Here is a 12,137-nt window from a genome sequence, read left to right on the forward strand (position 1 = left end):
GGCGTAAGTTCAGGGAGACATACGTGAAACATTGGTTCAGCAAAAGTGCTTGGCTACTAGCAGGAAGTTTACTCTGCGTACCAGGTGCAATGGCAAACGAATTTAGTGCGAGCTTTAAAGGCACTGATATTCAAGAATTCATCAACATAGTGGGTCGTAACCTCGAAAAGACCATCATTGTTGATCCTTCAGTACGCGGTAAGATCGATGTCCGCAGCTATGACGTTCTTAACGAAGAGCAATACTACAGCTTTTTCCTTAATGTCCTTGAAGTATACGGTTACGCAGTCGTAGAAATGGACAATGGGGTACTTAAGGTTATCAAAGCAAAAGACTCAAAAACCTCAGCAATCCCTGTGTTAGGTGATGGCAGCGCGCAAGGCGATAGTGTTATCACTCGAGTTGTCGCGGTGCGTAATGTGTCGGTTCGAGAGTTGTCTCCTCTACTTCGTCAACTGATTGATAATGCCGGTGCCGGTAACGTGGTTCATTATGATCCAGCGAATATTATCTTGATTACTGGTCGTGCGGCAGTAGTGAATCGCTTAGCAGAGATCATCAAGCGTGTTGACCAAGCCGGTGATAAAGAAATTGAATTGGTAGAGCTGCGTAATGCATCTGCTGCTGAAATGGTACGCATTGTTGAAGCACTGAATAAAAGTGCGAATCAGAAAAGCACGCCAGAGTTCCTTGAACCTAAAATTGTGGCCGATGAACGTACTAACGCGATTTTAATTTCTGGTGATCCAAAAGTAAGAGCCCGCTTGAAACGTTTGATTCGTCAACTTGATGTTGAAATGGCGACAAAAGGTAACAACCGAGTTGTGTACCTGAAAAATGCGAAAGCTGAAGATTTGGTGGATGTATTGAAAGGTGTTTCCGATAACCTGCAAGCTGAAAAACAAGCCGGTCAGAAAACATCAGGTGCATCGCGTGGTGAGGTCGTCATTGCTGCTCACGCTGCAACTAACTCGTTAGTTTTAACAGCGCCACCAGATATTATGATGGCATTACAAGACGTCATTTCTCAACTCGATATTCGTCGTGCTCAGGTTCTTATTGAAGCGTTAATTGTCGAAATGTCTGAAGGTGATGGTATTAACCTAGGTGTTCAGTGGGGTTCATTAGAAACGGGTGCTGTAATTCAGTACGGTAACTCAGGAGCCCCGATTGGTCAGGTGATGGTTGGTCTAGAAGAAGCAAAAGATCAAACCCGCACTGAATACTATACCAACTCTAATGGCGAACGAACGCCATATGATGTTACTGAATCAGGTGACTACTCTACGCTAGCGTCAGCGCTTAGCGGAGTAAATGGTGCGGCAATGAGTATTGTCATGGGTGACTGGACAGCGCTAATTAGTGCTGTTGCTTCTGACTCCAACTCAAACATTCTATCTTCTCCGAGTATTACCGTAATGGATAATGGCGAAGCATCATTTATTGTGGGTGAAGAGGTTCCGGTTATTACGGGCTCTACGGCTGGCTCAAACAACGACAACCCATTCCAAACGGTTGACCGTAAAGAAGTCGGTATCAAACTCAAAGTAGTGCCACAAATTAATGAAGGTGACTCTGTACAGTTAAACATTGAACAAGAAGTTTCCAACGTATTAGGCGCAAACGGTGCGGTTGACGTTCGCTTTGCTAAACGACAGTTAAACACCTCTGTCATGATCCAAGATGGTCAGATGTTGGTTCTTGGTGGTTTGGTCGATGAACGCGCACTTGAAAGTGAGTCTAAAGTGCCGCTATTGGGTGACATTCCGGTACTGGGTCACCTGTTCAAGTCAACGAGCACGCAAACAGAAAAGCGTAACTTGATGGTGTTCATCAAGCCGACGATTATTCGCGATGGTGTGACGGCTGACGGTATTACGCAGCGTAAATACAACTTTATTCGCGCAGAACAGCTTTATAAAGCGGATCAAGGTTTGAAGTTGATGGCTGACGAGAAGATCCCGGTTATGCCAGCCTTTGGCCAGGAGCGTCAGCACCCAACAGAGATCCAAGCGTTTATTGATCAAATGGAAAACAACTAATGGTTGATATGTTAGACACAGCGCCAAGTATGCGTCGTCTGCCATTCAGTTTTGCCAACCGCTTTAAACTGGTGCTGGAGACAGAGCATCCTGAGCGTCCACCTATTCTTTACTATGTCGAGCCGCTTAACCCTGCGGCTCTGGTTGAAGTCCGTCGTGTATTAAAGAAAAGCTTCGTACCGCAACCTATCGATAAAGAAGCCTTTGATAAAAAGCTGACTGAAGCATATCAACGCGACTCGTCTGAAGCGCGTCAGTTGATGGAAGATATTGGTGCTGATAGCGATGATTTCTTCTCTTTGGCTGAAGAACTGCCGCATGATGAAGACTTATTAGAATCGGAAGACGATGCGCCAATCATCAAATTGATCAACGCCATGTTGGGTGAAGCGATCAAAGAAGGTGCGTCGGATATTCATATTGAGACGTTCGAGAAAACCCTTTCGATTCGTTTCCGTGTCGATGGCGTATTACGTGAAGTTCTGACCCCAAGTCGTAAGCTAGCGCCTTTGCTGGTTTCTCGTGTGAAGGTTATGGCTAAACTAGATATCGCAGAAAAGCGTGTGCCTCAAGATGGCCGTATTTCGTTGCGTATCGGTGGTCGTGCGGTGGACGTGCGTGTATCGACGATGCCGTCCTCTCATGGGGAGCGCGTGGTAATGCGTCTGTTGGATAAAAACGCGACTCGTCTTGATTTACATAGTTTGGGCATGACCCCTTCAGTGCATGACAACTTCCGTCACTTGATTGGCCGCCCTCACGGTATCATCTTGGTGACGGGCCCGACAGGTTCTGGTAAATCCACCACCTTGTACGCTGGCTTGCAAGAGATCAATAGCAACGAACGCAACATTCTAACGGTTGAAGACCCGATCGAATTTGATATTGATGGCATCGGTCAAACTCAGGTGAACCCAAAGGTCGACATGACGTTTGCGCGCGGCTTGCGTGCCATTCTGCGTCAGGACCCGGATGTGGTGATGGTCGGTGAGATCCGTGACTTAGAAACCGCACAAATTGCAGTGCAAGCGTCCTTAACGGGTCACTTGGTAATGTCGACTCTCCACACCAACACCGCAGTGGGTGCGATTACGCGTCTACGTGATATGGGTATTGAGCCATTCCTTATTTCTTCTTCGTTATTAGGGGTGCTAGCGCAGCGCTTAGTTCGAACGCTTTGTCCAAGCTGTAAAGAGCCGTATGAAGCCGATGCGGAACAGAAAAAACTGTTTGGTATGGAAGCGCATGAACCGTTAGAACTGCACCGAGCAAAAGGCTGTGAAGCGTGTAACCAAAAAGGCTACCGAGGTCGAACAGGTATCCACGAGCTCATTATGGTTGATGAGCAAGTACAAGAGTTGATTCACCGAGAGTCTGGTGAGCAAGAAATTGAGAGAGCCGTTCGCGCCCATACGCCAAGTATTCGCAGCGATGGTTTAAGCAAAGTGCGTCGTGGCATTACGTCACTTGAAGAAGTGATGCGAGTGACGAAGGAAACCTAATGGCGGCATTTGAGTACAAAGCGCTAGATGCAAAAGGCAAGCATAAAAAAGGCACGATAGAAGGGGACAACGCCCGACAAGTGCGCCAGCGACTCAAAGAGCAAGGGATGATCCCGATTGAAGTGGTTGAGACGAAAGCTAAATCGGCTAAGTCTTCAGGTTCAGTCAGCTTTAAGCGCGGCGTCTCAACATCTGAGCTGGCACTCATCACACGGCAATTGTCTACGCTAGTCCAATCAGGTATGCCTTTGGAAGAGTGTTTGCGTGCGGTCTCTGAGCAGGCTGAAAAGCCGAGGATTCGTTCTATGTTGGCTGCGGTTCGCTCGAAAGTAACAGAGGGTTATCCGCTTGCCGACAGTTTTGCCGATTACCCACATGTGTTTGATGAACTGTACCGCTCCATGGTTGCGGCGGGCGAAAAATCAGGTCACCTCGATACCGTATTAGAGCGACTGGCAGACTACGTCGAAAACCGCCAAAAGATGCGATCTAAATTGCTTCAAGCCATGATTTATCCTGTAGTTTTGGTGGTATTCGCGGTTGTCATCGTTTCGTTCTTATTGGCGACAGTTGTTCCTAAAATCATTGAACCCATCATTCAGATGGGCCAAGAGTTACCTCAATCGACGCAATTTTTACTGGCAGCCAGTGAGTTTGTGCAAGATTGGGGGCTGATTATTTTCGTTGTGCTGGTGGCGCTTTTCTATGGCCTCAAACTGGCGTTGCAAAAGCCAGACTTTCGCTTAGCTTGGGACAGAAAAATCTTGAGCTTACCGCTAATAGGTAAGATCTCTCGAGGTTTGAATACCGCACGATTCGCACGAACGCTTTCGATCTGTACTTCCAGTGCGATTCCAATTCTAGAGGGTATGCGCGTTGCGGTAGATGTTATGTCTAACCGTTATGTGAAGCAGCAAGTCTTGCTTGCAGCGGATAACGTTCGAGAGGGGGCTAGTCTGCGTAAGGCGTTGGATCAAACTCGCTTGTTTCCACCAATGATGCTACACATGATCGCCAGTGGTGAGCAAAGTGGTGAATTAGAGAGCATGTTGACGCGGGCTGCCGATAACCAAGATCAAAACTTTGAATCAACAGTCAATATTGCTCTGGGTGTGTTTACTCCTGCGCTGATTGCATTAATGGCTGGATTAGTGTTGTTCATTGTGATGGCGACCTTGATGCCAATGCTAGAAATGAATAACTTGATGAGTGGATAATTTCGAATTAAGACGTGTCTACTAACGGCATGGCTTTAATCTAACTTTCGGAGAAAAAAATGAAGTTTAAGCGTAGTAAACAACAGGGTTTTACACTTTTAGAAGTGATGGTTGTTGTGGTTATCCTAGGTATTTTGGCAAGTTTTGTTGTTCCAAACCTATTGGGTAACAAAGAGAAGGCTGACCAACAAAAAGCGATTACGGACATTGTCGCGTTGGAAAATGCCTTAGATATGTACAAGTTGGATAACAGCGTTTACCCAACAACGGACCAAGGTCTAGAAGCATTGGTTAGTAAGCCATCTAACCCAGAGCCACGCAACTACCGTGATGGTGGTTACATCAAACGTCTTCCTAATGACCCTTGGGGCAACCAGTACCAATACTTAAGCCCAGGTGATAACGGTACAATCGATATCTTCACTCTAGGCGCAGATGGCCAAGAGGGTGGAGAAGGTCCAGCTGCAGATATTGGCAACTGGAACATGCAAGACTTCCAATAATTGAGCCTAAGCCAGCACTAATGAAACAAATGCGAAAACATAACGGTTTTACATTGATAGAAATTCTATTGGTGCTGGTTTTGCTATCTCTTACGGCTGTGGCCGTGATCTCGACGTTACCGACTAGCCAAAAAGATCTTTCCAAACAGTATGCTCAAAGCTTTTTTCAGCGTTTACAGCTGCTCAATGAAGAAGCGGTGCTGAGCGGTAAAGATTTTGGCGTTCGAGTGGATGATACCAAATCGACCTACGCTCTACTGAGTTTAACCTCAGAAGGTTGGCAGCCTCTGAAATTAAAGCAGATTCCGAGCAAAACCAAGCTAGAAGAAGATATTACGCTACAACTCGATCTCGGAGGTGGTGCTTGGGATAATGATGAGCGCTTATTCAAACCAGGTTCTCTTTTTGATGAAGACATGTTCGCAGAAGAAGAGGACGAAAAGAAAATTCAGCCACCGCAAGTGTTTATCTTTTCCAGCGCCGAAGTCACGCCATTTACCCTGTCTTTTTTTCCGCAAAATGGTGATGCCTTTAATGACGGTTGGCGAGTCATTGGCAAAGAAAGTGGACAAATTTTGTTATTAGCTCCGGGCGAAGAAGTGAAAGAGGATGAGAATGCGCAATTTTAAGCAAGCTCGCCCAAATTTGAGTCATCGCCGGACGAGAGGCATGACCTTACTGGAAGTATTGGTCGCACTGGCAATTTTCGCTACCGCTGCCATCAGTGTCATTCGCTCTGTGAGCCAGCATATTAATACAATCAGTTATCTAGAAGAAAAAATGTTTGCAGCCATGGTTGTGGATAATCAGATGGCAAATGTGATGTTGAATACCGGAGAACTCAAAGCGAAAAACGGCACAGAAGAGCTGGCAGGACGCACTTGGTTCTGGAAAGTCACGCCAGTCGCCACGACGCAGCCATTGCTGAAAGCATTTGATGTGAGCGTCTCGGTAGATAAAAGCGCGAGCCCTGTAGTAACGGTACGAAGCTATGTGGCGCAATAATCATCTCCGCGCAAACACGCGCCAAAGGGTAAAAGGTTTTACACTTATTGAAGTGTTGGTATCGATTGCCATCTTTGCCAGTTTAAGTGTCGCAGCGTACCAAGTGGTATCGCAAGTACAGCGTAGCAATGCGCTATCACAAGAACGAACCCAACGCTTAAACGAAATTCAGCGTGCCATGGTTATGATGGATAACGATTTTCGTCAAATGGCGATGCGTCAAACACGTACTAATGGTGAAGAGCCTGCTAGCCGGCTAATTTTTTGGTCCGATTACCTGTTGGACTCCGATACTAAAGGGCTGATGTTTGCCCGTTTAGGTTGGCACAATCCTCAGCAGCAGTTCCCTCGTGGAGAAGTAACCAAGGTTGGCTATCGCTTAAAAGAAGAAACACTGCAGCGAGTATGGTGGCGCTATCCTGATACGCCGGTTGGGCAACAAGGTACTGTTACTCCATTGCTAACGCAGGTCGAGTCATTTGATATGCGTTTCTATGATGGTAAGCAATGGAAAAAAGAGTGGGCTGAAGAAAAAGCGCTGCCGAAAGCGGTTTCTGTTGTTCTCACTCTCAAAGACTATGGAGAAATTGCCCGCACTTATCTCACTCCTGATGGCACATTGAGTCAGAAAGAGGAAAGTTCAGGAGACAGCAATAATGGTTAACCGTCAGCGCGGTGTTGCTTTGATTATAGTGTTGATGTTGCTGGCGATTATGGCGACGGTTGCCGCCAGCATGTCGGAACGTTTGTTCTTACAGTTTCAGCGAGGCGCTAATCAAATCAATTACCAGCAAGCGTACTGGTACAGCCTTGGCGTCGAGGCGCTAGCAAAAGTGGGTATCGAACAAAGTTATAAAGACACCGACACGATTAATATGAGTCAACCGTGGGCGATAAAAGAGCAAGTCTATCCGTTAGATTATGGTCAAGCGGCGGGACGAATTAGAGACAAGCAAGCGTGCTTTAATCTAAATGTATTGAGTCGTGTGCAACCAACGGGTCAGCAAATTACAAGACCATATTTAGTGAATGTATTGCAGCGCCTATTAGAAGAGTTGGATGTCGAGCCATATCAAGCAGAAATCATTGCAGACTCTACTTGGGAATACATTGATGCTGATGACTCTGTCCGTTCGACTACTGGGGTTGAAGACAGCACATATGAAGCGATGAAACCTTCCTATTTGGCATCAAATGGTTGGATGGCAGATGCTTCCGAGTTACGGGCTGTCTATCAGGTGAGTGGTGAAATTTTCCAAAAATTGGAGCCGTTGGTCTGTGCATTGCCAAGTGATGACTGGCGTTTAAACGTGAATACGATTGATGTTGAGCAAACTCCGATTTTGGTGGCAATGTTCTCACCAAACTTAAGCAGTAGTGATGCGATTCAGCTAATTGAAAAACGCCCATTTGATGGGTGGGATAGCATTGATGAATTTTTAGCAGAGTCAGAAATGGCTGGCTTAAGTGAAGATGTAAAGAAAAACGCCAAAGGCTATTTGGGTGTGGATAGCGCCTTTTTTGAATTGGATGCACAAGTGTTGGTGGATGAATCACGTGTACGTATCCGAAGCCTTTTGCAAAGTACAAATAGAGAAACGGTGACCGTAGTTCGCCGTCGTTTTGGAGGGATCAGTGAGCGAGTTTCTGACCGTTCGGCTGAGTAGCGAACAACAAAGTACCATTCCTTGGGTGGTGTGGTCGACAGATCAACAGGAAGTGATTGCTAGCGGTGAAATCGCCGGGTGGGAACACTTAGATGAATTGGTCTCATATGCTGGTCAGCGCCAAGTTGTGGCGCTGTTGGCGAGTAATGATGTGGTCCTGACGCAAGTGGATATACCGCCTGGTGCAACACGCCAATTCGAGGCGATGTTACCGTACTTAGTGGAAGACGAAGTTGCTCAGGACGTTGATGGCCTGCACTTTAGCGTGTTGGGTAAACAAGCGGATAAAGCGCAGATTTGCGCAGTTGAACGTGCTTGGATTCAGACTGTACTGCAACGTTTCTCAAGCCAAGGTATCGCCATTAAACGCATTTTACCCGATGTGCTTGCGTTACCGGTTCGTGGAGATCACAGCAGTGCTGCAATGATTGGCGAGCAATGGCTAATTCGTCACTCTGTGACAGAGGGCGCGGTTGTCGACGCTTCTTGGTTAGACCTTTACCTCTCTTCTTATCTACAAAATCATGAAGGTTGGAAGCTCGATTGCTATAGCTCGGTCCCGGAATCTGCGTTACCTGAAATATGGGAGCCGCAACCAGAAGAAATGACGATGGCTTTACTGGCGAAGGGGGTGACAGAAAGCAAAGTCAATTTGCTGACTGGGATCTTCAAGCCGAAATCTTCTTGGGGTAAATACTGGAAGCTCTGGCAAAAAGCCACCATTGCTGCGGGGGTGCTTATCGTTGTCATGGTTGCGCAGCAGTTGCTCGTGGTCCACAAGTACGAAGCACAAGCTCAAGCGTATCGTGAGGAGAGTGAGCGTATTTTCCGCCAAGTGTTCCCAAATAAAAGACGCATTCCTACCGTTAGTTACCTCAAACGACAAATGGATGATGAAGAGCGCCGCTTATCTGGTGGAGGTGGTCAGCAGGCAATGTTGTCATGGTTGGCGGCATTACCCGCGACGCTTGGTCAGGTCAGCGACTTGGAGATCACTAGCTTTAAATACGACGGACAACGTGGCGAAGTACGTATTCAGGCTCGTAGTTCAGACTTCCAACCTTTTGAGCAGGCTCGTGTGAAATTGGCAGAGAAGTTTAATGTTGAGCAAGGTCAGTTGAACCGTAGCGATAACGTTGTGGTTGGCAGCTTTGTTTTGAAGCGTTTGTGAGGTGATGATGAAAAATTTAATTTCTCAAGCTCAGGTTTGGTGGAGCAGCATCTCGCAGCGTGAGCAGCGTTTGGTCATGGGATGTGGCGCTATTGCCGTTATCGGTATTATTTATTGGGGTTTATTACAACCAATGAGTCAAAGTGCGGAGCTAGCTCAGTCACGTATTCAAAGTGAAAAGCAGTTGCTAGCTTGGGTACAAGATAAAGCGGATGGCATCACTGCACTGCGAAAAAGCAGCGGTGTGAGCTACTCTAGTCAACCGTTGAATCAGTTAGTTTCTTCTTCAGCTCGTCGTTATAAAGTTGAGTTGATTCGAGTACAACCTCGTAATGAGAGCGTTCAAGTGTGGATCAAACCACTCGCGTTTAATCAACTAGTGGATTGGTTACGTTACTTGAAAGAGCAACAGGGTATTGAAGTCGAATTTTTAGATATCGACCGAACAGAGCAAGCGGGCATGATCGATGTAAACCGCCTTCAGTTTAAGCGAGGTTAAGGTGAAGCGAGCAGTACTTTACGTTGTTATCTTTATCGTCTTTTTTTCAGTCAGTCTTTTAATGGGATTACCAGTCTCTTGGGTGTTACAACAAGCACCAACAGTGAGAGGCCTGGACATTCAAGGAGCCAACGGTTCGGTATGGCAAGGTCAAGCTGCTAGTATTCGTTGGCAGCGCCAGAACCTTGGAGAAGTTAATTGGGATTTCCAATGGTCGAGTCTACTGACAGGTAAAGCTGAGTTTGCTGTGCGCTTTGGTCGTGGTAGTGAAATGGACGTTCGTGGGCGCGGTTTTGTCGGCTATAGCTTAAGTGATGGCCCTTATGCCAAAAACTTAGTTGCCTCGATTCCGGCGGTAAAAGTTGTTGAGCAAGCGCGCCTCCCTGTGCCTGTTGGTGTTGATGGGCAGCTTGAGCTGAATATTCGTCATGCGACTTATGCTGCGCCTTGGTGTAAGAACGGTGAAGGCACTTTAGTATGGAATGCCAGTGGTATTCAAAGCCCCGTTGGCAGCTTAGATCTCGGTCCTGTGATTGCCGATATAAACTGTCAGGATAGTGTATTGACGGCAACTGGTGAGCAGAGCAGCAAACAAGTCTCTGCGGCGTTTTCCGCTGAACTGATGCCTAATCAACGGTACTCAACCAAAGCGTGGTTCAAACCTGGTGCAGAGTTCCCATCCAGCATGGGGGAGCAACTGAAATGGTTGGGTAAGCCGAATGCTCAAGGTCAATATGAGTTTAACTACCAAGGGCGCTTCTAACCTATCGTGACAAAATCCAATATCTTAAAAGAGCTGCTATTGTGCAGCTCTTTTTGCTTTTGGATCATTGTAAGCTAAAACCTCTATTCGCTGTACATTGGGAATGAATGGAAATTTAAAACCATGATTTTTAATTGATTTGTTTTCTTTCGTTCAGCTTTACAGGCAATTGGAACATAGTAGGCCAAATACTCCAAGTGCTGTACAGAAGGTCAAAAAGAAAAGGCCACGAAGATATTCGTGGCCTTTCTATTGCTAGAATTTTGTGATCTAAATTTTACCGATAGGGCGCTTAATCTTTGCGTTGTAAAATCTCATTCCAAGGTAAATCCGCATCACCAAGAACAATAAAATTCGGGTTTTCTAGTGTTTCCCGCTCGTTATATGACAGCGGTTCTAATTGCGTGCTGAGAATACGGCCGCCAGCTTCTTCAACAATGCATTGTGTCGCAGCGGTGTCCCACTCACCTGTTGGACCTAGTCGGAGATAGCAATCTACCGCCCCTTCCGCGACGAGGCATGCTTTCAATGCTGCAGAACCGAGCGGTATTAAGTCGTAATTCCAGGCGCTGCTCATACGGTTAGTAATACGATTGATGTCTTGGCGACGACTAATAGCAATTGCGATGCTTTGCTCTGGCTGTTCGTGTTTGTGTGTATGGATTTTGACGCTGTCCGACATGTCGGGAATTTTCCAGGCGCCTTTGCCATTATAAGCGTAGTAAGTCACGCCAGATACAGGGCCGTAAACGACGCCCATGGTTGGTCGATTGTTGTCGACCAACGCAATAATAGTGGCAAAGTCACCACTGCGAGCGATGAATTCTTGAGTACCATCAAGAGGGTCGACTAACCAATAACGTTCCCACTGAGCGCGTTGCTCTAAGCTTATGTCTGCGTCTTCTTCTGACAACACGGGAATGTCAGGCGTCAGATCACTCAAGCGCTCAGTGATGAACTTGTGAGCTGCAATATCTGCACTTGTGACGGGAGTTTCGTCACTTTTGGTGTAGGCCTCGTATTGCTTCTTTTCATATATTTCGAGGATCATTTGCCCAGCACTGCGGGCAATCTCGATGGCTTGAGGAAGTAGGTGAGATAGATCTTTTGTCATTGGCATAAGTGATAGTCCTTACTCACAGTGTTATTCGGTTCTAATGACCGTTATTGGTTATGCTTGTGAGTGGTGTTTGGTAAGTGTTTCAGTGCCAACATTAGCGCTGTGATGCTTCGTGCTTCACAGAAATCCATGTGAGTTAATAACTCTTCGGCTTGCGCAAGTGGCCAACGCACAATTTCCAGTGGTTCAGGCTCATCGCCTTCTTGCTTCTCTGGATAAAGCGCCTGTCCTAAAAATAGAGTCATTTTGCTCGAAAAGTAAGATGGCGCGAGGATAACTTGTTTCAACGGGGTTAACTGATTACAGCCAAAGCCGATTTCTTCTTTTAACTCACGATCCGCAGCTTGGTGTGGTGTTTCTCCTGGGTCAATCAGCCCTTTTGGGAAACCTAGCTCGTAACGTTCAGTTCCAGCGGCGTATTCACGCACCAGTAATAAATCGCCTTGTTCTGTTACAGGGACTACCATTACAGCATCTCGTCCACTTGGCTTCATACGCTCATAAGTACGGTGCTCACCATTGGAAAAACGAAGGTCGAGCGCTTCCACAGCAAACAGTTTGGATTTTGCAACCGTCTGGCATGAGAGTATCTCTGGTGGGGTTCGTTTCGGCATGACGCTGGCTCCTTGGTGTCGTTGGCGTTTACGA

General features: G+C 46.6%; 13 protein-coding genes. 11 read left to right on the plus strand and 2 right to left on the minus strand.

The features are described 5' to 3' along the window. The first annotated feature begins 23 nt into the window (after positions 1–23). The 11 genes from gspD to MTF70_RS12880 are packed head-to-tail and all read left to right on the plus strand — an operon-like array spanning position 24 to position 10,369. Positions 24–2,042 carry a type II secretion system secretin GspD gene (gspD, locus tag MTF70_RS12830; RefSeq protein ID WP_005379295.1) on the plus strand — a complete coding sequence of 673 codons (2,019 nt, stop codon included), beginning with the start codon at positions 24–26 and terminating at the stop codon, positions 2,040–2,042. After that, complete coding sequence (gspE, locus tag MTF70_RS12835; protein ID WP_005379296.1) at positions 2,042–3,544, plus strand: type II secretion system ATPase GspE; 1,503 nt, start codon at positions 2,042–2,044, stop codon at positions 3,542–3,544. Before gspD ends, gspE begins: the two co-directional genes overlap by 1 nt. Beyond that, positions 3,544–4,761 (plus strand): type II secretion system inner membrane protein GspF, encoded by a 1,218-nt coding sequence (gspF, locus tag MTF70_RS12840; protein WP_005379297.1) that lies wholly within the window; start codon positions 3,544–3,546, stop codon positions 4,759–4,761. The genes gspE and gspF overlap by 1 nt, the downstream gene beginning before the upstream one ends. A 59-nt stretch (positions 4,762–4,820) precedes the next feature. Continuing rightward, the gene (gspG, locus tag MTF70_RS12845; RefSeq protein ID WP_005379298.1) at positions 4,821–5,264 is read left to right on the plus strand and encodes a type II secretion system major pseudopilin GspG; all 444 of its coding nucleotides are present in this window, start codon (positions 4,821–4,823) and stop codon (positions 5,262–5,264) included. 29 nt (positions 5,265–5,293) lie between these two features. Next, complete coding sequence (locus tag MTF70_RS12850) at positions 5,294–5,893, plus strand: GspH/FimT family pseudopilin (protein WP_205461484.1); 600 nt, start codon at positions 5,294–5,296, stop codon at positions 5,891–5,893. Continuing rightward, positions 5,880–6,269, plus strand: a complete 390-nt coding sequence (gene gspI, locus MTF70_RS12855; RefSeq protein WP_205461483.1) for a type II secretion system minor pseudopilin GspI — start codon at positions 5,880–5,882, stop codon at positions 6,267–6,269. Before MTF70_RS12850 ends, gspI begins: the two co-directional genes overlap by 14 nt. Next, positions 6,256–6,933 (plus strand): type II secretion system minor pseudopilin GspJ, encoded by a 678-nt coding sequence (gene gspJ / locus MTF70_RS12860; RefSeq protein ID WP_132936677.1) that lies wholly within the window; start codon positions 6,256–6,258, stop codon positions 6,931–6,933. The genes gspI and gspJ overlap by 14 nt, the downstream gene beginning before the upstream one ends. Next, a complete protein-coding gene (gene gspK / locus MTF70_RS12865; protein ID WP_005382999.1) occupies positions 6,926–7,936 on the plus strand; it encodes a type II secretion system minor pseudopilin GspK in 1,011 nt (336 codons plus the stop codon). Before gspJ ends, gspK begins: the two co-directional genes overlap by 8 nt. Next, complete coding sequence (gene gspL, locus MTF70_RS12870; RefSeq protein WP_053303405.1) at positions 7,905–9,107, plus strand: type II secretion system protein GspL; 1,203 nt, start codon at positions 7,905–7,907, stop codon at positions 9,105–9,107. Before gspK ends, gspL begins: the two co-directional genes overlap by 32 nt. A 7-nt stretch (positions 9,108–9,114) precedes the next feature. Further along, complete coding sequence (locus MTF70_RS12875; RefSeq protein WP_047103746.1) at positions 9,115–9,606, plus strand: type II secretion system protein M; 492 nt, start codon at positions 9,115–9,117, stop codon at positions 9,604–9,606. A 1-nt stretch (position 9,607) separates the two neighbouring features. After that, on the plus strand, positions 9,608–10,369 hold the full coding sequence (locus MTF70_RS12880; protein ID WP_017635007.1) for a type II secretion system protein N: 762 nt from the start codon (positions 9,608–9,610) through the stop codon (positions 10,367–10,369). Between the two features lie 292 nt (positions 10,370–10,661). On the opposite strand, the gene cysQ is transcribed toward MTF70_RS12880, so the two are convergent. Together cysQ and nudE are read right to left on the minus strand one after the other, a co-directional pair. Then, a complete protein-coding gene (gene cysQ, locus MTF70_RS12885) occupies positions 10,662–11,489 on the minus strand; it encodes a 3'(2'),5'-bisphosphate nucleotidase CysQ (RefSeq protein ID WP_205461481.1) in 828 nt (275 codons plus the stop codon). Between the two features lie 44 nt (positions 11,490–11,533). Beyond that, positions 11,534–12,103, minus strand: a complete 570-nt coding sequence (gene nudE, locus MTF70_RS12890; protein WP_005379309.1) for an ADP compounds hydrolase NudE — start codon at positions 12,101–12,103, stop codon at positions 11,534–11,536. Positions 12,104–12,137: the final 34 nt, after the last annotated feature.

The organism is Vibrio sp. 2CM40D, assembly GCF_023161825.1.
Taxonomy (GTDB): Bacteria; Pseudomonadota; Gammaproteobacteria; order Enterobacterales; family Vibrionaceae; genus Vibrio; species Vibrio alginolyticus.

Coding starts and splice junctions, on each gene's coding strand:
- gspE (WP_005379296.1), top strand. CDS start 2,042: ATGGTTGATATGTTAGACACAGCGCCAAGTATGCGTCGTCTGCCATTC.
- gspF (WP_005379297.1), top strand. CDS start 3,544: ATGGCGGCATTTGAGTACAAAGCGCTAGATGCAAAAGGCAAGCATAAA.
- gspG (WP_005379298.1), top strand. CDS start 4,821: ATGAAGTTTAAGCGTAGTAAACAACAGGGTTTTACACTTTTAGAAGTG.
- MTF70_RS12850 (WP_205461484.1), top strand. CDS start 5,294: ATGCGAAAACATAACGGTTTTACATTGATAGAAATTCTATTGGTGCTG.
- gspI (WP_205461483.1), top strand. CDS start 5,880: ATGCGCAATTTTAAGCAAGCTCGCCCAAATTTGAGTCATCGCCGGACG.
- gspJ (WP_132936677.1), top strand. CDS start 6,256: ATGTGGCGCAATAATCATCTCCGCGCAAACACGCGCCAAAGGGTAAAA.
- gspK (WP_005382999.1), top strand. CDS start 6,926: ATGGTTAACCGTCAGCGCGGTGTTGCTTTGATTATAGTGTTGATGTTG.
- MTF70_RS12875 (WP_047103746.1), top strand. CDS start 9,115: ATGAAAAATTTAATTTCTCAAGCTCAGGTTTGGTGGAGCAGCATCTCG.
- cysQ (WP_205461481.1), bottom strand. CDS start 11,489: ATGCCAATGACAAAAGATCTATCTCACCTACTTCCTCAAGCCATCGAG.
- nudE (WP_005379309.1), bottom strand. CDS start 12,103: ATGCCGAAACGAACCCCACCAGAGATACTCTCATGCCAGACGGTTGCA.